The organism is Paenibacillus nasutitermitis, from assembly GCF_014641075.1.
Taxonomy (GTDB): Bacteria; Bacillota; Bacilli; order Paenibacillales; family Paenibacillaceae; genus Paenibacillus_Z; species Paenibacillus_Z nasutitermitis.
Window position 1 is genome coordinate 63,588 of sequence record NZ_BMHP01000002.1, and the last position, 19,740, is coordinate 83,327.

General features: G+C 50.1%; 19 protein-coding genes, 1 pseudogene and 1 riboswitch. Of the genes and pseudogenes, 3 read left to right on the forward strand and 17 right to left on the reverse strand.

The genetic code is table 11. The features are described from left to right. Positions 1-36 precede the first annotated feature (36 nt). From IEY46_RS10360 to IEY46_RS10385, 6 genes are all read right to left on the reverse strand, one after another. The gene (locus tag IEY46_RS10360) at positions 37-504 is read right to left on the reverse strand and encodes a DinB family protein (RefSeq protein WP_188991960.1); all 468 of its coding nucleotides are present in this window, start codon (positions 502-504) and stop codon (positions 37-39) included. 24 nt (positions 505-528) lie between these two features. Beyond that, a complete protein-coding gene (locus IEY46_RS10365; protein WP_188991961.1) occupies positions 529-1,536 on the reverse strand; it encodes a DUF3500 domain-containing protein in 1,008 nt (335 codons plus the stop codon). Positions 1,537-1,721: 185 nt separating this feature from the next. Then, positions 1,722-2,267, reverse strand: coding sequence for a GNAT family N-acetyltransferase (locus tag IEY46_RS10370; RefSeq protein ID WP_188991962.1), 546 nt, complete (start codon positions 2,265-2,267; stop codon positions 1,722-1,724). A gap of 106 nt (positions 2,268-2,373) precedes the next feature. Further along, the gene (locus IEY46_RS10375; protein ID WP_188991963.1) at positions 2,374-3,063 is read right to left on the reverse strand and encodes a CTP synthase C-terminal region-related (seleno)protein; all 690 of its coding nucleotides are present in this window, start codon (positions 3,061-3,063) and stop codon (positions 2,374-2,376) included. A 37-nt stretch (positions 3,064-3,100) separates the two neighbouring features. Then, positions 3,101-4,441, reverse strand: coding sequence for a voltage-gated chloride channel family protein (locus tag IEY46_RS10380; protein WP_188991964.1), 1,341 nt, complete (start codon positions 4,439-4,441; stop codon positions 3,101-3,103). Between the two features lie 54 nt (positions 4,442-4,495). Then, positions 4,496-4,555: riboswitch (Fluoride riboswitch) on the reverse strand. Positions 4,556-4,609: 54 nt separating this feature from the next. Next, positions 4,610-5,104 (reverse strand): hypothetical protein, encoded by a 495-nt coding sequence (locus IEY46_RS10385; RefSeq protein ID WP_188991965.1) that lies wholly within the window; start codon positions 5,102-5,104, stop codon positions 4,610-4,612. 114 nt (positions 5,105-5,218) lie between these two features. Here IEY46_RS10385 and IEY46_RS10390 point away from each other — a divergent pair, with 114 nt between their 5' ends. Further along, positions 5,219-5,374, forward strand: coding sequence for a DUF1540 domain-containing protein (locus IEY46_RS10390; protein WP_188991966.1), 156 nt, complete (start codon positions 5,219-5,221; stop codon positions 5,372-5,374). Positions 5,375-5,516: 142 nt separating this feature from the next. Here IEY46_RS10390 and IEY46_RS10395 read toward each other — a convergent pair whose 3' ends face one another. The 4 genes from IEY46_RS10395 to IEY46_RS10410 form a co-directional block, all read right to left on the reverse strand. Further along, the gene (locus IEY46_RS10395) at positions 5,517-6,491 is read right to left on the reverse strand and encodes a D-alanyl-D-alanine carboxypeptidase family protein (protein WP_229750219.1); all 975 of its coding nucleotides are present in this window, start codon (positions 6,489-6,491) and stop codon (positions 5,517-5,519) included. Between the two features lie 189 nt (positions 6,492-6,680). Next, positions 6,681-7,769, reverse strand: coding sequence for a sensor histidine kinase (locus IEY46_RS10400; RefSeq protein WP_229750220.1), 1,089 nt, complete (start codon positions 7,767-7,769; stop codon positions 6,681-6,683). Beyond that, positions 7,759-8,454: a response regulator transcription factor gene (locus tag IEY46_RS10405; protein ID WP_188991968.1), complete on the reverse strand. Its 696-nt coding sequence runs from the start codon at positions 8,452-8,454 to the stop codon at positions 7,759-7,761. Before IEY46_RS10405 ends, IEY46_RS10400 begins: the two co-directional genes overlap by 11 nt. 60 nt (positions 8,455-8,514) lie before the next feature. After that, complete coding sequence (locus IEY46_RS10410; protein ID WP_188991969.1) at positions 8,515-10,314, reverse strand: ABC transporter ATP-binding protein; 1,800 nt, start codon at positions 10,312-10,314, stop codon at positions 8,515-8,517. 157 nt (positions 10,315-10,471) lie between these two features. Here IEY46_RS10410 and IEY46_RS10415 point away from each other — a divergent pair, with 157 nt between their 5' ends. Further along, positions 10,472-10,855: a glyoxalase superfamily protein gene (locus IEY46_RS10415; protein ID WP_188991970.1), complete on the forward strand. Its 384-nt coding sequence runs from the start codon at positions 10,472-10,474 to the stop codon at positions 10,853-10,855. Here the strand turns inward: IEY46_RS10415 and IEY46_RS10420 are convergent. Both IEY46_RS10420 and IEY46_RS36750 read right to left on the reverse strand, forming a co-directional pair. Then, a pseudogene (locus IEY46_RS10420) lies at positions 10,824-11,642 on the reverse strand (serine hydrolase domain-containing protein); the annotation flags it as partial. The gene IEY46_RS10415 and the pseudogene IEY46_RS10420 sit on opposite strands and share 32 nt — an antisense overlap. Positions 11,643-11,672: 30 nt before the next feature. Beyond that, complete coding sequence (locus tag IEY46_RS36750; RefSeq protein ID WP_268239502.1) at positions 11,673-11,807, reverse strand: hypothetical protein; 135 nt, start codon at positions 11,805-11,807, stop codon at positions 11,673-11,675. A 150-nt stretch (positions 11,808-11,957) separates the two neighbouring features. On the opposite strand from IEY46_RS36750, the gene IEY46_RS10425 reads away from it, so the two are divergent. Continuing rightward, on the forward strand, positions 11,958-12,737 hold the full coding sequence (locus tag IEY46_RS10425; protein WP_188991972.1) for an alpha/beta hydrolase: 780 nt from the start codon (positions 11,958-11,960) through the stop codon (positions 12,735-12,737). Positions 12,738-12,852: 115 nt separating this feature from the next. On the opposite strand, the gene IEY46_RS10430 is transcribed toward IEY46_RS10425, so the two are convergent. The 5 genes from IEY46_RS10430 to IEY46_RS10450 form a co-directional block, all read right to left on the reverse strand. Beyond that, entirely contained in the window at positions 12,853-14,178 is a 1,326-nt protein-coding gene (locus tag IEY46_RS10430; RefSeq protein ID WP_188991973.1) for a beta-propeller fold lactonase family protein, read from the reverse strand. Positions 14,179-14,378: 200 nt separating this feature from the next. Next, positions 14,379-15,326, reverse strand: coding sequence for an alpha/beta hydrolase (locus IEY46_RS10435; protein ID WP_229750221.1), 948 nt, complete (start codon positions 15,324-15,326; stop codon positions 14,379-14,381). Positions 15,327-15,563: 237 nt separating this feature from the next. Next, entirely contained in the window at positions 15,564-16,928 is a 1,365-nt protein-coding gene (locus IEY46_RS10440) for a vWA domain-containing protein (protein ID WP_188991974.1), read from the reverse strand. Positions 16,929-17,167: 239 nt separating this feature from the next. Next, positions 17,168-18,304, reverse strand: coding sequence for an alanine racemase (alr, locus tag IEY46_RS10445; protein WP_188991975.1), 1,137 nt, complete (start codon positions 18,302-18,304; stop codon positions 17,168-17,170). A gap of 27 nt (positions 18,305-18,331) precedes the next feature. Then, the gene (locus IEY46_RS10450; RefSeq protein ID WP_188991976.1) at positions 18,332-19,735 is read right to left on the reverse strand and encodes a UDP-N-acetylmuramoyl-tripeptide--D-alanyl-D-alanine ligase; all 1,404 of its coding nucleotides are present in this window, start codon (positions 19,733-19,735) and stop codon (positions 18,332-18,334) included. Between the last annotated feature and the right edge of the window lie 5 nt (positions 19,736-19,740).

Here is a 19,740-nt window from a genome sequence, read left to right on the forward strand (position 1 = left end):
TTGCTTCCCCCGTTCATTTCCGGATTCTGATGATTGTCAAATTGAAGTCGACTTGTACTGTTCTTTACGTAACCATTTGGTCAGATAAAGAATCTGCCCCATATGCTCGGAATAATGGGCGGCACATTGATGAAGCATATCCAGGTGGGTTCGTTCTCTGTTTCTCACGGTTTGCGTATGCAGCCATTGTTCAGGTTTCAAGCTATTGACCGCACGGATCACAGTGTCCATATCGGTTTGAATATAGTGTACTAATTCAGCACATGTCATATACGCCGGTTTCCAAGGATTTCCCCGATCAGCCTCCTGCTGGAGAATCCCTTTTAAGATCCGCTCCTGCACATTTCCGTGAATATGAAGAATAAGCGCGGAAATGCTGTGAGATGAAGGATCAGGGGATGCATTTACTTCTTCATCCGTTAATTGATCCAGCGCTTTCACCGTGCGCAATTTAATCTCCTGGAATTTCCGGCATAACCAGTCTCGGTTTAACTCAACATTCATCAGCATTCACCTCTGTGTAAAGTCTTATGCCCTCTCGAAGCATCCGCCGTAATCGGCGGTTTTGTCGCGCCAAATGGTATGAATCTGAATCTGGTCATGATAGGCAGCTCCCCTTAGGCCTGCAAACTCAATCCATAGGCGCGGGCCAACAATCCTGATATACGAGCAGCTATGCTTGATATCCGTGCTTCCCTTCCATCCAATGCAGGTTTGATCCAAAGCCACATCGGACAGGTAGGCATCCAGTAACTCCAATGCAGATGGATTTGATGCGGATTTAACCCAGGATGCAATAACCTGCACAACCTGTTGCTTCTGATCAGGTCCCAACAGCGAGACACTTAGCCCTTGCGGCTTTGACGGGAAATCGCCATCCCTGCCGGGGCCGAGCGTAATATCTCCGGGCTCCCCTTCCAACCGGGCGGCTGCCAGCTGCGATTCGTTCAAGTCGTGCAGCATCGCTTGAATGGCTGTTATTCTCCCCTCCATCGGCGCATATTCCAGTCCATCCACCGTGAAGGTCTGCGGCTCCACGCCAACGAACATCGGCGTAGCACTGGTCCGCTCCCCATTGCAAACCATATTCAGCGCCAGATGATGCCCGGTGATTTGCAGCATCCATGGCTTGTTTTTAGACGGCTGACCATAGATCGCAATAAAATAGAGCTCGCTGCCCCATTGCATTCCTCCTGCATCCTGCCTCAAATATTCGTCTGCTTCGATAATCGAGAGCATCATTTCATACCCTTCAGCACTAAGCGCCGCTTCAGCCAGCTTTTTGGCTGCTGCCAGACTTCCAGCGTTAAGATCGCCAAATTTCAGGCCATGGCGGGCGGCATCTCGCAAGGGAAGATTAGACCAAACAGCCATGTCCGCGGCATTGAACTCATACATCAGCAGATCTTGCTCGAGCGGTGATAAGGTTGAGATAAAATGATTCGCCCTGGAAACCAAAAGTTGCGAAGCCGCTCCGTTTCCTCCGCCGTATTCATTTTGCGATGATTGCAAAGGCATGCTTTTATGGGTACGCATTTGGATTTGTTCCTCCTCGATGGTCAAGCTATCCTTCAAAAAAACCGCGTCAACGAAGCATCATTTTATAAAAGCCCGCTTCACCCTGAAAAATCAGCCCTTGTCTGTCCGTACTGACCTACGCCGACGTTATCCTCAAGCTCCAAAAGCATCAAATTCGGATTCAACAGCTACCGGATCGCCAATTATCTGCAATCAAACTCAATCAGCCAGCAATCCCTATATTCTCCTTCATGCCATTCATGCTTCGGCAGCAGCTTTTTCCGGATAAATCCGCATTTCTCATACACCCGGAGGGCCCGATGATTCCACACTTGCGGGTCCATAACGATCTTGTCCGCGTGCTTATGGTTTTGCAGAAAGTCCTTCATGGCCGTGATCAGCTGCGTTCCGATCCCCCTGTTCCAATAAACGGTTTCTCCGATGAACTGGTCCATCCCCATTATATTGCCGCTGAAATCGCTATATCCGTATTCCGTCCGTTCGTCTTCTCCAATCGGATAAAACTGAATATAGCCAATATCGTTGTTGTCGTATGTGATGATACAGCAGGTTGTATCTTCATCCTTCCGGTTAAAGAAAGTCTCCCTGATCGCGGCCAAGTTCTGGGGCCGGTCGCGGCCTTCATAGTAGGCCAGTACAGCCGGATCGCTGAGCCACCTGCACAGCAGCACGTCATCTTCAGCTTTCAGCTGTCTTACTGCCAATCCTCCGGATTCGAACAGAATCATAACTTCATGTTCTCCTTTGTCATTAGGTAGTGGCGGGAACTATCTTCATTTTAACTGAAAATGGGATGGAAACGTTTGTGAAAAAGGTGCCGTCCGCCTCCCACGGCTAGTTCGCATTTCGCAATCGGATCGCCTGAACCAGGAAGGCGTCAATCAGGCAATGCGGGAAATCGGGAGCCGAACGAAGCTGGGGAACATAAAGAGTCCCGATATAAAAGGGATGCTCGGGCCATTCGATGACACGCGGCTCTCCCTGTTCATCCCTTCCTGAAATATGCAGGCCAGCACTTTTAAGAGCAGGCAAATAGGCAGCATTCAACCCATAATGGCATCTGAATTCCTCCGTTGTTTCTTCGCGTTGATAGATGTCATGTACCTTGGAATCATGATGGAGCTTTATCGTTCCGCTCTTTCCTGCAAGAGAACATTCCAGCTTATTGATCAGCACATTTGTTGCAGACGGATTACGCTCTTCATGTCCCACATCCTCCAGCTTCAGCATGTTCTTGGCGAATTCCATAACCATATATTGAAAACCGCCGCAAGTGCCAAGCAACGGGATCTGACGCTCCCGGGCATATTGTATGGCGTGAAGAATGCCTTCGACCGATTCCGGTATACCAGGCGCAATCCATAACCCGTTGTACAACGGACAATTATCAGCCGCGCCGGATGAAGCGATCCACTTCATCTCGACTTCAGTCCTCAGGCGGGATGCGGAATGAATCAATGCTTCCTGTGTTGCCTTCTGCGATGGATAAGCCGGATTATAATCTCCCACGATACCGATTTTCATGGGCTGCTTCTCCTTCCCACGAAACATGATTATATTTTCATTTGTCTTTATGCTTGGATTTCTTATGGCGTTGTGCCAAAGCAAGAGCTGCATCAACGCCCAGCCATCTTGTTTTTCGTATCCCGATGCGCTGAGCGGAATAAATTCCGGAATGACCGGAGCACAAATAGCTGACGATAGCTGCGATTAATAGATAAACCATCGCATCGGAACCGAATAATTCGAGGCCGAGAATAAAACAGGCTAGGGGGGTATTCGTCGCTCCGCAGAATACGGCAATCAACCCGATCCCGGCCATGAACGGCAGGCTGAGCTGGAGCAAGCTGCCCAGGGCATTTCCCATCGTTGCGCCAATCACGAACAACGGTGTCACCTCTCCTCCCTGGAAGCCAGCGCCCAAGGTTATGGAAGTAAACAAAGTCTTCCAGAGAAAAGCCAGGGCTTGGACGGGCTCTTGAAAGGACTCGACCAGCAAGGGAATGCCGAGTCCCAAATAATCGCGGGTTCCAGCGGCATAAACAAGCCCGATAATAATGAGACCGCCAATGAAGCTCTTAAGTGCCGCATGAGGTATTATACGGGTAAACAGCCCTTTAAACCCATGCGTGAGCTTGCTGAACAACAGACTGGTTAAACCGAACAAGACCGACGCGGCCAGCACCTTTGCCAAGACAAGCCACCCTATAGCCGGCACATCGCCCATCGCATATTGGATATGCTTGATCCCCCAGGCTTTGGTGACGAGATCCCCTACGAAGCTTGCGGTCAGGCAGGGAAGCAGTGACTTGAACCGGATTCTTCCGATCGCAATAACCTCCAAGCCGAAGATGGCTCCGGCAAGCGGAGTGCCAAAGACGGAACCGAAGCCGCCACTAATCCCGCTCATCAACAGCACAGCGCGATCCGGATCACCAACTTTAAGCCTCTTCCCAACCCATTCCGCCAAGCTGCCTCCCATCTGTACGGCAGTCCCTTCCCGCCCCGCCGATCCGCCCAGCAAATGAGTGACAACCGTGCCGAGCAGCACGAGCGGCGCCATCCGAAGTGGAATTCGTTCCTGTGGACTGTGAATCTGCTCCAGAATCAGATTATTGCCCTTGACTGCGCTGCCCCCAAATTTCAGGTACGCATAACTGACAAACGCACCGCCAAACGGGAGTAAAAAAAGCAGCCACGGGTGTTCCAGCCTCTTCTGTGTCGCGGTTTCAAGCGCTGCAAGAAACAATGCGGAAGCCGACCCGGTCAGGATGCCGATCGCTGCGCCGTAACAGATCCATTTCAAAAAGCCCCCCGATACCACGTAACGCCCAATGGCTTCCAGATATGCTTTGCACCGCTTTAAGAAAGAAGAAACGTTCCCGGAATTCCCTTCTTGCATGAGCCGCGGCCTCCTTTAACAATGGCATAAAAAAAACAGACTCCTACCAGTAATGTACTGGTAGGAGTCATCAGCCCGGAGGCGGTTGTGGCGAACTCCATCGCCGTTATTTACTATTTTTTTATAATAAAGCAAGGCTGCCAATTCGGCAAGTCCACCTTGCAAGTATTATTCCAATACCACAAACTCATTAGCATGCTTGCGGATGTAATCGGCCATTCGGGCGAAAGTGCCGGATGCTGAATGAAGGAAGCGGTTGTATAATCCGGTCATTTGCTTCCGTAATAACGGGTCCGACACCAGGTCGCTTATGGACACCGTATCATAGGTTACTCCGACTCTTCTATTCCGGTTATCCAGTATGCTTCGCGTTTCCTCGAGAAGTCTCAGCATCTCCGCATCGTGCACATGTTCTATTGCTTTCACAATTTCATCCCACTGCCCATTCTGGGCAAGCAAACAAGAGATCCAGCCGTAGAATTCCCCGACACTCCCGTATGCGTGATCATGCAAGACGCGGAACATGAACAACCCGCGCTGTCCTGCTGTCAGCTCCCGGTATACCTTTAATTTCACTTCCGGTCGTTTGGCTCTCACTTCCTGAATCGCCCAATCGATGCATGCAGCATACAGCTCGGAATCCGCCAGCTCTCTTTCTTCCATATATCGTAACTTACGACTCCCCTTGAAATCAAGATTAATTACATGGCAGCAAGAGGTATAAAAGCAGTACGAAAACGCCCATCCTAAATAGATGGACGGGAGGTGAATCCTAACATGGCTAAAGATGTATTATGCGAAGTGAACTCCTGCAAGTATTGGACAGCAGGCAACCACTGCTCCGCATCTTCGATCTATGTCGTCAATAACCGCAGCAAGCAAGCCAGCAACTCCGAAGAAACAGACTGCAAAACCTTTGAATCCAAAATATAGACACTGTAAGAGCGGGCAGCCTTTGCCAGAAGGCAGGTCCGCTCTTGCTTCCTTCAATTACTGATGCCAACAGTATAACCATTAATGATAATAATTATCAGTGAGAATGTATAAACCTTTTTCCGCCTGTCTGCTGTATGAACTACATCGCTTTTTCAGGTCTGGGAACCGGGTCAGTCTTATTAAGAGTAAATCCATAATCCAACAGCGTTCTGGCATCAAGCCATACGGTGGTTTTAGTCGAATGCAGGACAACTGCAATCAAGCTGGTCGTTTGACGGCTGGCGGAAGCAACGAGACAATATCCTGCTTTTTCCGTGAATCCGGTCTTAATGCCGGTGGCGCCCGCGTAATAGTTCTCATCCTGTTTCTGAATCAGTTTATTGCGGTTCACGAAGGATTGGGACTGTTCGTCCCTCACCAGAGTTCGTTCACTTTCATTGACAATCTGCTTGAACAACTTATTTTTGCGTGCTTCTTTGGCGATGACCGCCATATCGTACGCTGTAGTATAGTGACCCGGATCATGAAGCCCATGCGGATTGACGAAATGGGACTCGTTTGCGCCAAGCGCCTTCGCCCTCTTATTCATTAGCCCGGAAAAATATTCATTGGCTTCCTCGCTGCTGACTTCCCTTCCCAGTTCAATACTTGAAATGTGTCTGGCTATTGTTCTTGCCGCATCATTGCCTGATGGAAGCAATAGCGCTGAGAGCAAATCCCGCAGTGTGAGCTGCTCGCCTTCATATAATCCAGCCGTGCTTTCGTCGGAATTGCCCAGTCCGGCTTCATCGCCGACCGTTACTATTTTATCCGGATTGCCTTTCTCAAGCGCGATAAGCGCGGTCAGAATTTTGGTTGTGCTCGCCGGATACATTCGCGTATGCGGATTTTTGCCGTACAGGATTTTCCCTGTTTTCTCATCCATTAACAGAACAGCATCGCCTTGTACCGTTCCAAGCGGGGAGCCCAAGCCTGTCTGCCTGAGATTGGACAGTCCTTGCACCAGACTGGATGTCTTCTCTCTCATTAGTCCCCAATTAGCAATCATAGCGTATACCAATGTGAATAAAATGACCCACTGAACCGATTTTTTTAGGGATGCGGCACTCACCATAGCCTCGTTAGCTCCTCTTACTTTTCCAAAATGGAAAGTGATCAAATGCTGATACCCCCATTATGAAACCAAGCCCTTAATGCCCGGATAAGAAAAGATAACGAAATGATTACGGTTTTCTTAATAAAAATAACAGCAGAATCCAAAGGTTTTATTCTTTGGACCCCTCTGTCCCATGTTCATCGTAAATTATAGTTCCTTGAGTCTCACCGAAAATACCGTGCGCTCGATATCGCTGTTGACCTGAATCGTACCTCCGTGCATTTCGACAATTTGCTTGGCAATTGCAAGTCCCAGGCCCGATCCGCCCGTATGTGTGGAGCGGGATTTCTCAACCCGATAGAAACGGTCAAAGATATGCGGCAGATCCGATTGCGGAATTTCTTCCCCGTAATTAACCACATCCAGTTGGATATCGCCCTCTATTTTGCGGCCGAAAATATCCAGAACCTTGCCGTCTTTTCCATACAAAATGGCATTCGTAATCAAATTCTCAAAGACTCTGCGCAGCCGGTTGCCATCCGCATATACAAACAAGGAGGTTTCTTCGAATTGCAGGCGGGCAGTAATTTGAGCCTGCTCCAGCTGCAATTGGAACTGTTCAATAAGCTGATTGAGCATCTCGACCAGATTGATTCTCTCCGCCTGAAGCTTGAACTCGTGGTTTCGCAGCCGGGTAAATTCGAATAAATCATGAATGATCTGACTCATCCGCTCCGACTCTTCATGGGCCAATGATACATAATAACGCAGCTCTACTTCGTCGCGGTACAGATCCTGTTCGATCAATCCCAGATAACCGCTGATCGAGGTGAGCGGTGTGCGCAGATCATGCGAAACATTCGTAATCAGCTCGTTCTTGGTCTGCTGGGCGCGGCGTTCCTCTTCAAGCGACAGCTGCAGCTGCTCTACGAACCGGTTGATATTGTAGGCAAGCTGGCCAAGCTCTCCTTCCTGCTTCACCGGAATTTTATACGTAAAGTCGCCGCTTGCTATATGCTGGACATTAGCCGAAATCTGGTACAGATATTCCGCATGACGAAGACGCTGGTCGCGTTTGAAGAAAATGTAGAGCATGATGAGAAAGATCGGGATAAAAAACATAATCAAAGCATTTTGGTACCCGATTCCCTCATAGATCCCGTATAAAATTCTTCTTAAACTGACGTCAAACACGAGGGTATTCCGGAGATACAGCGCGCCAAACATCAATACAAGCAAGACCGCTACCGAGAGTATACAACTCCAGAGCAGAGGAATGACCCATCTAAGCTTCAATTTTGTAGCCAACCCCCCAGACGGTATGAATCAGCTTCTCCCCGTCCATTTCCTTTACGAGCTTGTCGCGCAGCCTGCTCATATGAACGGTGACAGAGTTATTCGACTCGTAATATTTTTCTTTCCAGATCATCTCGAAAATATCCTCGGAGCTGAATACACGCCCTGGCTGGCTGGCAAGCAGGAACAGGATGCCGAATTCAATGGGCGTCAGCTTGATAATCCGCCCTTCGAACGTCACTTTGTGGGTCAGCTTGTCAATTTCCAGCGACTGAATTTGAATGACGTTATGATCCGCCTGCTGCTTGGGCTGGGACTGGTAATATGTTCGTCTGAGCAGCGATTTCACGCGCGCAACCAGCTCCAGCGGATTAAACGGCTTAACCATGTAATCATCGGCGCCTGTCATCAGTCCCGTAATTTTATCCATATCGCCGTCTTTCGCGCTAATCATCAGAATAGGCGTGGTCTTGCTCTCGCGGATGCGAAGGCATACGCCAAGACCGTCAAGTCCTGGCATCATAATGTCCAGAATAACCAGATCGACGCTTTCCGTGTCCATCAGCGCAAGCGCCTGCAAACCGTCACTTGCCTTAATGATGGAGAGTCCTTCATTGATCAGGTAGATTTCAATTAATTGGGCGATCTTGGGATCGTCGTCGACAATTAATATTTGTTTGCTCACTTATCTCATCCTTTTACGTCAGCTTTCCGTTATTGTACAACTTCCTCTAAGACGAGAAGTCTATACAGAAAGTTTAACATAATCGTCATGATCATTCAGCCGCAACTGCTGAGTGGCAAATTCATGGTACATAGCATGAGATCGCAGCAGCTCCTCATGGGTGCCGCTGCCTGTCAGCCGCCCTTTCTCGATAAATAAGATCTGCTCCGCTTCGACAACCGTTGACAATCTATGGGCGATCACAAGGGTTGTCCGCCCGTGCATCAAATTCTTGAGCGCCTCCTGCACAACAACCTCGGACTTGCTGTCCAGGGAAGAGGTGGCTTCGTCCAGCATCAGAATCTTCGGATCGCGCAGCAGCGCCCGGGCAATCGCGATTCGCTGCCTCTGGCCGCCGGAGAGCTTGATCCCCCTCTCCCCCACCTCGGTTTCGTACCCTTTGGGCAGCTCGCTGATAAAGGTGTCAGCATAGGCCATTTTCGCTGCCTGCCTCAATTGCTCTTCTGATACTTCATGGTGGATTCCATAGCAGATATTGTCGCGAATCGTTCCGGCGATAAGGGGACTTTCCTGCGATACATATCCGAACTGGCTGCGCCACGACTGGAGCGAGAAGCTCTTGATCTCGTCCTCCCCCAGCCGGATTGTGCCTGAGACCGGTTCATAATAGCGTTCCAGCAGCGAGAACAATGTCGTTTTTCCGCCTCCGCTTGGACCTACTATCGCAGTGACCGAGCCCGGATTCACTTTGAAGCTGAGGTCATGGATAACCGGCTCCTCCTGTCCATAGGCGAAGGACACATGGTCGATCGTAATCACCTGATTGGGCTGTTCGACTGCTTTCCCGCTTGTGTGATCCTCTTCCTCCATTTCGAGGATTTCAATGATCCGTTCTGTAGCCCCGATTGTTTTCTGGAATTGGGTAAAGAAGCTGGTAATCTGATTCATCGGCATTACGATCTGGATCAGATACAGAATGAACGCAACCAGCGCGCCCGCGGACAAAGCTCCCGAGGACACCCGCATACCGCCGTAACCGACAATGACGACCAGCAGCATCATCATGACGAAAAACATCAGCGGTGCGATCAGCGCCTGCACCTTCGCTTCACGAAGGCCGAAACGGAACAAATTTGTAATGCCCGCTTTGCCGTTCCCATATTCCTTGGATTCCGCATTGGAGGATTTGACTAGGCGGATTTCCGACAAGACCTGGGTCAGAACTGTGGTGAAGGATGCGGTCTCCTGCTGCAGTCCTTTGGATATTTTGAACATTTGCCGTCCCAGCGGCACCATGAACAAGGCTGCAACGGGAATGACGCCCAGCATCACAGCGGTCATTTTCCAATCCATATAGAACAGCACGATGATGGATCCGACGACGGATATGATGCCTGTGAAAAAGCCGGTCATATGCTCGGCGATCAGTGATTTGACGACACCGGTATCATTGGTCATCCGGCTGATCGTCTCTCCTGTCCGGTGGTTGTCATAATAGCTGACCTTCAGCACGAGCAGCTTCTTCCACAGCCTGTCGCGCAGCTCGGCAACAACTTTCTGGCCGATCCGGTTCAGCATGTAAATCGACAGGCCGCTCGCAATGGTCTGAATGACAAAGATGATCCCGATCAGACCGATTTGGCCAAAGCTCAAATTGCTCAGCGAGAAGCCGTCGACCAGATTCTTGGTGAATAAAGGAATAACCAATGCCACAAGTGTCGAGGCGATGCTCATGATGACCGCAATCGTCAGGATGGGGACCGATGGTTTGGTCTGTCTGATTAATTTCAAGAATAATTTCCAGTTTCCTTTTTTTGCAGTTTCTTTACTGCCAGGTATGGCTTCTGTTGATGTTTCCATATCAAGTCTCTCCTTCTATACTTAATCAAACCTGCTTTTTGAAGCTCCTGAATGAGCATAGCTTTATTTTTTGAACGGAATATGAACGGACTTGACATGAATTGCAATTCAATGCAATGCTCATTCATAGATCAAACAAGTTAGGAGGAATCTATCAATGGCAGCCGATTACAGCTTGCACAGCGTAACTCCGATACTCCGTATTTTTGATGAGTCCAAAGCCAGAGAGTTTTATGTGGATTTTCTTGGCTTCAAGGTGGATTGGGAACACCGCTTTGAGGAGAATTTCCCGCTTTATATGGCGGTTTCATTTGGGGATTGCCTGCTTCATCTATCCGAGCATCATGGTGACGCCACCCCGGGTTCTGCCGTTCGTATTGCCACGACGGGGATTCGTTCCTATCACAAGCATCTGCTGGAGCAGCAATACAAATACGCCCGGCCCGGGCTCGAAGAAACGCCATGGGATACCCTTGAGCTGCTGATCGGGGACCCGTTTGGCAACCGGATTATCTTCTTCTCTCCCTTGCAAGAGGAATAATCCATTCATAGAAAAGCTGCTTGGAGCAGATGGCCCGGCTTTTTCCTTCCGGCTCCTTGCGTATGGCAGCGACAAGCGCAAGCTCCGGCATAACAAACAAATATTGGCCGCCATACCCTTTGGCAAAATAATGCCCGGGGATTGTGCCATCCTCGGGAGTCACCCACCAATGATAGCCATATTCACCGAAAATCGGCGGCTCGTATTGATGCAGTCCCGGATTGTGGATTGACGTGGAGTTTGCCACCCACTCAGCTGGCACAAGCTGCTGTCCGTTCCAATTGCCCTTCTGCAAAAACAGCTGACCGAATGTTGCCATGTCCTGGGCACGCAGATGAAGTCCCGCTCCTCCTTCATGTATGCCAGCTGAGCTGTTCCATCGCGGCCTGGTGAAACCGAGCTTGTCAAAAAGATGCCGTTTGGCATAGTCATATACGGATTCTCCCGTAGTCTTCGCAAGTATTGCCGATAACAGATGAGAACCTCCGGAGTTGTAGGTGAATGCTTCCCCTGGCGTATGGGCCATAGGCTGATTCAGGATGAACGAAACCCAGTCCGGGGTGCGTTTCATTTTCCAGTATGGTTTATCGAAATCCGGCCAATCCAGGCCAGGGGTCATCGTAAGCAGATGCTCAACCAGAATGCTGCGCTTGCGAGGGTCTGCGGCTGTCGCAAGCGCAGGGAAATAGTCCGCGATCGGTTGTTTGACGTTTTGAATATGGCCTTCGCCGATGGCAATGCCGATAAGGGCAGATAAAATGCTTTTGGTCAGGGAGTACACGGCTCCAACGCGGTCCTCACCGTTCTCATGCCACTTTCAGGCCGCCTGCCCGTCAACAAGAACAACCGCGTCCTTGATTTTACCAGCCCGCAAATGCTCGGCAGCTTGTTCTTCAAGCCTCCTGAATGCTGATGCCCTAGCGGCAGCGGCGGCTTCGATCGATTTCGTCATCTGATGGATCACCTCTTTCTTTATCTTTTATTCGCTCATTGAAGCTTCATTATACTTCTTCCGGCTCCGTGTGAACGGGAGGAAATGGATTGTTTTTGTGGAAAATAAAGTGTGGACACAACAATTAAATCAGCTTGGAGGCAGATAGTAATGGCACTTATACAATGTGATTTTTTCTCCGAGGCTTTGGGCCTCAATACGTCGATGAATGTGATCTTGCCTCAGACGACCTATTCCCAGATTGGCATGGATACGCGATCATCGGAAGGCAAACACCGGACGCTGCTGCTGCTGCACGGCTTGTCCGATGATCATACCATTTGGCTGCGCCGCACTTCAATTGAGCGGTATGTCGCTCCGCTGGGAATTGCTGTCGTCATGCCTGCCGTTTCGCGCAGCTTCTATACGAATATGGTGAGCGGCATGGATTATTGGACCTTTATCAGCGAAGAGCTTCCGGTGCTAGCACGCTCGTTCTTTCCACTATCGGACCGCCGGGAAGACAATTATGTCGCTGGTTTATCCATGGGCGGTTATGGCGCCTTCAAGCTTGCTCTGAGTCATCCCGATCGTTACGCCGCGGCAGCCAGCTTGTCTGGCGCGCTGGATTTATCCAGCTTGTACACGGAGCGCAGCAAAGACTTTGACTTGATTTACGGAAGCCCCGACCAGCTTAAAGGCAGCCCCAACGATTTGATGAAGCTTGCCACCGATGTGGCCGGCCACACGAAGCCCCCGCAACTGTTTCAATGCTGCGGAACCGAAGACTTCCTGTATGCGGATAATCAACGTTTCCGTTCTCATGCGGAATCCCTGAACCTTCCGCTATCCTATGAAGAAGAGCCTGGCTCTCATGAATGGGGCTATTGGGATCACAAGATACAGCGTGTCCTGGAATGGCTGCCCATCCACGAAGCCGATAAGGCTTAAGCTTGCCTGCAAACCTTTGAATTATCTATATAAAATCGTAAAAAATGGTGGTACAGGCCTTGACCTGGTATCACCATTTTTTTGGTTTGTATCATCCCGATCTGAAAAGCAGTCCTTACAAGAGCATAATAGACGTTACCGCGATCCCGGAAGGGAAGCTTCCTGTCGGCAGAACCGCGACCGGCATATGATTTTGGGTGTCAATAACCGCAATATACCCAAATGTAAGCACTGTCACGTATACCTTTGACCCGTCGCCTGTAATGGCCAGATCACTGGGCTGGCTGCCTTCCGGCAGATCGATTGTGGTGAGCAATTCATTGCGGGCAAGGTTGACAACTGCAATTTCATCGCTTCCCCGGCACGCTATATAGGCAAGAGCCCCGTCAGGAGTAAGAACAATGCTCGATGGGTCGCTTCCCGGGTTTAAAGCCAGTGACTTCTCAATGACTCCGGATAAAGCACGCATGACATAGATCCGCTTATAATAAATATCCGCTATATACAGGAAGGATCCGCAGGGTGTCAGGGCTGCGGCAGACGGCTGACTGCCTTCAGGCAAATGGAACAGCGCGGCGATCGCGCGTTTAGTCGTGTCGATGACCGCCACTGTTCCGGAGCTTATTAGGCAGCAGTACACACGTTTACCGTCGGGGGCAGCGGCCATGCAGGCGGGATCGCTTCCTGCCGGAAGCCGGATGAGCTTGATTATGGCAAGAGTCTCCGTATCAACAAGAATCATATAATCCTCTACAAGGGTCGTTATGAATGCGGTTAAACCATCCGGAGACACAGTAATCGCCAAAGGAACGGCCCCCAGCGGAAGACGAATTTCCCCAATAATCCGTGAATCGCGGGTATCGATCGCTTTCACTGTCTTATCGCCAGGACAAGTGACAAAAACCGTGGTGCCGTCTGGTGTGATGGCTACCTGCCTGGGACCGCTGCCCGCAGGCAGAGGAATGGTCGATATCTGTCTATCGGTAGAGCTGTCGATAAGAGTCAAACTATGCTGAGTATGATTCGCAACACAAGCGATTCCATTCTCATAACTGTTCACTCCCCCCGAAGTTGTCAACGGATAGACATGGATCATTTGTCCATTTCCATCAAGCTCAACTGCGCTTGCAGTCACATCCCTTCCTCCTGGCCCTCCTGCAACGACTAGAATGCCGTAAGCTTGAAGATTATGCACGGAATGATTAATGGTGAAGCCAGACTCATTCAGAGGAGCGGGGGCGAGCGTGACCAGCTTGATCAGCTCTGTTTGCTCACTGCCGAAATCGCCCGTACCCGCTCCCTCTGCTAGGGGTGTGGAGAGACTGTAGCGTTTAATGCCAATAACAGCCCGATGTTTGCCTCTGTTCACAATCCGGACAGCAAGTGTAATCGAATGCGGATAATTACGGTTTAACAGCATCCCTGTATCCAAAACTGGCATTACAACCGCCCCCTCTGCGCTTTCATTCTCCATACTATGAAAGACTGTGAGGAAGCGCGAGGGTATCTCACCCATGGCAGCATTTGTACCTCATTCGCATTGTTGTTTACATAATTTTAGTTATGTAAACTATTTCATATCTTTTAATCCTCTCTTCAGGGATCGGTATACTTGGATTCATTATTTACAGCCATACCCATCTAATCCATGCGGGTTCCGATGAAGGCAGTCAGTTCTCTCTTGTAAGCCTGCGGATCGGTCAAAAAAGCGTCTCCGTGTCCAGCCTCGGGTATAAGAAGCATTTGCTTCTCAGCCCTACAGCTGGCATATAGCTTGTAGACCATGGAAGTGGGAACAAAAACGTCCTTCCCGCCATGAATAAAAAGCATCGGTTTGCTATTTTTCTCGACTTGTTTCAGCGCAGACGCTTCAGCAAAGGAATACCCCGCACGGAGTTTGGTCAGCAGGCTGGTTGTCTGCAGCAACGGAAAAGCCGGTAAATGATACATGCGCCTGAGCTGATAGGATAGCTCGTCTTCGGCAGAGGTATACCCGCAGTCCTCCACGATGCACTTGACCTGATCCGGAAGCTGTTCTCCGCTTGTCATCATAACCGTCGCGGCCCCCATAGACACGCCGTGAAGCATAATCCGCGATTCCGTTCCCTGGCGATCGATCATGAACTGAATCCATTTCACATAATCGAGTCTTTCATGCCATCCAAAACCGATATAACGCCCTTCGCTTGCTCCGTGCCCTCTCGCATCAGGAAGTAGAATATTGAATCCGTATTTTTCATGATACAATCTCGCAAAGGCAACCATGATAGATGCTTCTCTAGCGTAACCATGTGCCAGAATGACTGTTCTTGTCGTTGGTTCTGCTGCGCTCAGATAATACGCTTTAAGCTTCAAACCGTCCTCTGCCGTCAGGTCCATAATTTGGAAAGGCTGCGCATCCCACCAGTTTTTATCCGATCCGGGATCCCGCTCGATGTCCGGATTCGCCTGCAAGCCGGGGTCGGCTTTGAGGAATGATTTGGAAACGCGGGCAACGGCCTTCCGGTAAAAGTAGAAACTTCCGGCGATTACTATAGCTGCAAGCAAGATCAACAAACCGATAAGTGTCCAGATAAAGCCGATATTCACCGGGTTAACTCCTCCTTTTTAGTTAATAGCATACCTGTATCCATCATTATAAACCAACTGTCTGAGCGACAATATCAGTATACGCCCAGCGTGCTCATCCAATAAGGTATTACAAGGAAAGCTGCAGCGATACAGGTCCCTGTATCGTCATTGCTTCTGAAGATACGGTTTCGTAAAATACAACTAAACATAAAAAGACCGCGCACAAATCTGTGCCGGTCTCTTCGCCCCGCTATGTTAATGCGTCAGAATCCCCTTATCCTTGGCCTGCCGGAGCCAGCCTGGAAATTCATTAAATAAACGGTCGTACAAATCCTCATCGCTGACCTCGTCCAAATCGTCTAAAGCGAAAAAATCCGCATTATCGATATACCGTCCCTGAAGATCGTCCAGCTCCTCCAGAACGCCAAAATCCGCATCGCCAAGCCCAACAAACTGCCAGAAGATACTGGATTTCGAGCTGTCCACCAGCAGCTGTGATATCTTCGGGGTCTCGTATATTCCGCCGTCACTGAAGAAAATGATGTAGGTTGGAATCTGGTTATTTGGCTGTTCCACCGTATACTTCTTAATAATATCTTTCATTACGTCAGGTTCGTTGTTACCTGCGCCCAGGCCTCCGAAAATCTTCGGTTTGGGATAAACGCGTTTGACATAATTCTCATATTCATGCTCTCTTACGCTTGGCATACGTTTGGATTTGCTTCCAAAAAACCACACATCCATTTCGCCGTCATCATCCATGCATGCCGCGACTGCCAGGACTCTCTCGAACGCCCGCTGCACGGTTCCTTTGGCGTACAGCATGGACATAGAGCCGGAAGCGTCAAAAACAACTGCGACACGGGCCTTGATCGTATCGATTTTTTTCTTCTCAAGCGAAATCCGGACCTTCTTCTTGAGCAGGTCGATTTTGTTCAAATTGATTGTACTTTTCTCTGGTGCCGGAGCGGATGCCGGGCCCGGGGTTGGAGCTACGACAGCTGCCGATGCGACCGGCACCGCATTCTGAATGGGCGCACTTAGCTGCTCAGCCTTGGGATGCGAAGCTTCCTGGAGACCGGGTTCAGCGCTTGCGCTCTCTTCCACCGTAACGCCATGCGATTCGGCCAGCGGCTTCAATCCCCCGTTAAAGCCCCTTCCCACAGCCCGCAGTTTCAACCAGGATTGATGGCGGTACAGCTCCGCCAGCACCATAGAGGTTTCTTCTTTCCCTTCTATAATCGCGTAAACGATCTCTCCTCCCGCGGACTTTGCCGTTATGGTACAGCCTTGAACCTCGGCAAAGGTGCCCGGGCCGTCCAATGTCGCGGCAAAGACACATTTGTCGAGATCCGAAGCATACAAGCTGTTCAATTGAATGGTAAAAGCAACGGATCTGGCATCAACTGGCTGAAACCGGACAATCTGCCCGGGATCGGATGACTGGTTATAAAAAATAAAATAATCATCGGAAGGCACCTTGCCCCCCGTATTCACCATAAAACAGCTGACATCCAGCTCTGCGGGAGCGCTCGTCCATTTAATTGTAATTTCTACAGTATGATCCTGGCTGAGCGGTGCGTTAGAGCCTGTGATAAGTGTCGTCGTGAGTGGTGTCATCGTAAATACCTCCGGTTGGCTTATGTATGTATAAATTGGATAATCATCCTTTACCCTATTCACCCCGCCCTATGATATCCAAAACAGGTTATCTGTAATAAATAGTATTTTTTTTAATTTATATCATTAAATATTAATAATATAAACCATACTTCAACTGCCTATATGCCTTTCCACAGCGCACAAAAAAGCTCCTTATATGAGGAGCTTTTCCATATAAGCAAGCATCACTGATAATTCTATTCTTCGCTGTACACCCGCGTTACCCGGCATGAAATCGACGTCGAGATTTCCTGAGCCGCCCCGCCCAGATTTGCCGCAAGTTCCATGCAGGTAACAGACTCCCGCCCGTTTCTGCCGATCAGCGTTACCTTGGTACCGGCGGGATATTCACGAGGCAGCCGGATCATCATTTGATCCATCCCGATTTTTCCGATAATCGGAGCCCGCTGTCCGTCCACTATCAGTTCTGTATGCCGCAAACTTTGCGACCATCCATCCGCATAACCGACCGGGACCGTACCAATCCATTCTTCCCGGTCTGTCCGGTAAGCCAAGTCGTACCCCACATACTCCCCTTTTTTCAAATGCTTGACTTCAATCAGGCTGCTGTGAAGGCTTAAGGCTGATTCCAGCCGTGCGGCATTCTTGATGCTCTCCGGACCAAATCCATACATTGCCGCCCCGATCCTGACCATATCCAGAGACATTTCGGGAAAGCGCAAAGCCGCCGCGCTGTTGGCGCAATGAAAGGTCTTCACATGAACGGGCGAGTTATTGGCCCATTCCATCATTTCCCGGAATCGCAGAAATTGGGTATGCAAATAACCCGTATCCTTATCGCCTGCAGTGGCGAAATGCGTAAACATGCCCTCGACCTCAATATCCGCCGCTTCCAGCCAGGGAACCATTGCTTCCCACTGTTGTTTGTCGCGGATTCCAATCCGTCCAAGGCCAGTGTCCATTTTCACATGGACATTGAGCATGAAGGGATAGAAGGAATGTCCGCATACCCGCCGCATTTCCTTAAACCATGCAGCAGATGTGACGGTCAACATCAAATCATATTCAATTGCCATCGGCACCTCCTGCGGCTTGATCGGTATCAGAATCAGGATAGGCAGCTTCACTCCCTGCTTTCTGAGGGTCAAGGCTTCGCTCAAATAAGCGACAGCCAATGAATCAGCCCCGGATTCCACGGCCACCCTGGCCGTTTCCAGAGCTCCATGCCCATAGCCGTCAGCCTTCACAACTGCCATCAGCTTGACTGCCGACGGAAGTTGACGTTTGATATGGCGGACGTTGCTGCCGATGGCTGCCAAATCCACCTCTGCCCAGGTATTGCGGTATAACTCCGGCGCTACTGCCGCTATCATGTCGGATTCCCCCTCTCTCCCCATTGTTCAGCCTGCCCTCAGCTCTTCGTCCTCCAACAGCGCCGCTACCACTTCCTCCAGTTTGAGCGCCCGTGATGCCTTGACCCAGATGAGCGCGTCCTGTTCGAGAATGGCCTTAATATGCCTTGCCATCTTCTGCTTATCGCTGTAATGAAATACATGCTCCGCCTCCATGCGCTCAGCGGCACAATTTGCGGTATGCTCGGACAACGGGCCGTAAGCGAACAAATAATCCAGCCTGTTGCCATCCGCCAATGCGCCCAGCTCCCTGTGAAGCGAAACGGCCTGATCGCCCATATCCATCATGTCTCCAAGCACTGCGATCTTTTGGTAATTGTCCGGGAACGTATACAGGGTCTGTAATGCCGCTGCCGCGCTGGATGGATTCGACTTATACGTATCATTGACTAGAGTGAAACGATTGGTATGGACGACCTCATTGCGCATTCCAGTCAGCGTTGTCGCTGCCAATCCTGACTTCAATGCCGCAGGTTTCACCCCGAGCTCGGAAGCTGCGGCAATCGCCGCAAGAGCATTTACAAGCTGGAACTGGCCAATCAGGGGAATCGTTAACGTCGTTAAAGGATACTGCGGAATTGTGAAGCTGGATCCTTCGATGCCCATATCAAACGCTGCAGGATGAAAGTCGTTACGCGCCTCCATCCCAAACGTTATAGCCTGAACAGGACATTGGCCATCCCGCAGCGCAGAGCTCAGCAGCGGATCGTCGCCATTGTAATACAGCGTGCCATCCTGCTTCAGGCCATGAATGATTTCCAGTTTGGCTTTCAATATATTCTCCATACTGCCCAAATCCCCCAGATGGGCTTTTCCGATATTGGTGATGATGGCGATGTCCGGAAGCGCCAGAGAGGACAACAGCTCAATTTCCCCTAGACCTGACATTCCCATTTCCACGACTGCCACCTCTGTATCTTCATTCAGCGCAAGCAAGGTCAAGGGGACTCCCAAATGATTATTCAGATTGCCGAACGTTTTTTGGGTCCGGAAAGTCCCGGAAAGGCAGCTGGCCAAGATATCCTTTGTCGACGTTTTTCCGTTGCTGCCCGTTATCGCAATAACTTTCACAGGCAGCTCCATCCTGTATTCTCTTGCCAGCACCTGAATGGCAGACAAGGTGTCGTTCACCAACAGGACCGGGATCCGTCCGACCGGCGGATTCGGCTCCTCCCGGTTCCAGAGCACCGCTGCCGCTCCGGCTTCAATAGCCTGCTCGACAAAATCATGGCCGTTAAACCGCTCGCCGGCAATCGGTATGTACAAATTGCCTTGACGGAGGGTTCGTGTATCGATCGACACACCATGGATTAGAATATGCTCGTGTTCCCGGGCTACAGCCTCAATCGCTCTTACCATGACAGACACTTGTTTGACCGATCTTTGAATCATGGACA

Coding starts and splice junctions, on each gene's coding strand:
- IEY46_RS10430 (WP_188991973.1), bottom strand. CDS start 14,178: ATGCCAGTTTTGGATACAGGGATGCTGTTAAACCGTAATTATCCGCAT.
- IEY46_RS36750 (WP_268239502.1), bottom strand. CDS start 11,807: ATGACGAAATCGATCGAAGCCGCCGCTGCCGCTAGGGCATCAGCATTC.
- IEY46_RS10410 (WP_188991969.1), bottom strand. CDS start 10,314: ATGGAAACATCAACAGAAGCCATACCTGGCAGTAAAGAAACTGCAAAA.
- IEY46_RS10390 (WP_188991966.1), top strand. CDS start 5,219: ATGGCTAAAGATGTATTATGCGAAGTGAACTCCTGCAAGTATTGGACA.
- IEY46_RS10365 (WP_188991961.1), bottom strand. CDS start 1,536: ATGCGTACCCATAAAAGCATGCCTTTGCAATCATCGCAAAATGAATAC.
- IEY46_RS10360 (WP_188991960.1), bottom strand. CDS start 504: ATGAATGTTGAGTTAAACCGAGACTGGTTATGCCGGAAATTCCAGGAG.
- IEY46_RS10450 (WP_188991976.1), bottom strand. CDS start 19,735: ATGATTCAAAGATCGGTCAAACAAGTGTCTGTCATGGTAAGAGCGATT.
- IEY46_RS10395 (WP_229750219.1), bottom strand. CDS start 6,491: ATGGTGAGTGCCGCATCCCTAAAAAAATCGGTTCAGTGGGTCATTTTA.
- IEY46_RS10375 (WP_188991963.1), bottom strand. CDS start 3,063: ATGAAAATCGGTATCGTGGGAGATTATAATCCGGCTTATCCATCGCAG.
- IEY46_RS10425 (WP_188991972.1), top strand. CDS start 11,958: ATGGCACTTATACAATGTGATTTTTTCTCCGAGGCTTTGGGCCTCAAT.
- IEY46_RS10440 (WP_188991974.1), bottom strand. CDS start 16,928: ATGACACCACTCACGACGACACTTATCACAGGCTCTAACGCACCGCTC.
- IEY46_RS10380 (WP_188991964.1), bottom strand. CDS start 4,441: ATGCAAGAAGGGAATTCCGGGAACGTTTCTTCTTTCTTAAAGCGGTGC.
- IEY46_RS10415 (WP_188991970.1), top strand. CDS start 10,472: ATGGCAGCCGATTACAGCTTGCACAGCGTAACTCCGATACTCCGTATT.
- alr (WP_188991975.1), bottom strand. CDS start 18,304: ATGATAGCGGCAGTAGCGCCGGAGTTATACCGCAATACCTGGGCAGAG.
- IEY46_RS10385 (WP_188991965.1), bottom strand. CDS start 5,104: ATGGAAGAAAGAGAGCTGGCGGATTCCGAGCTGTATGCTGCATGCATC.
- IEY46_RS10370 (WP_188991962.1), bottom strand. CDS start 2,267: ATGATTCTGTTCGAATCCGGAGGATTGGCAGTAAGACAGCTGAAAGCT.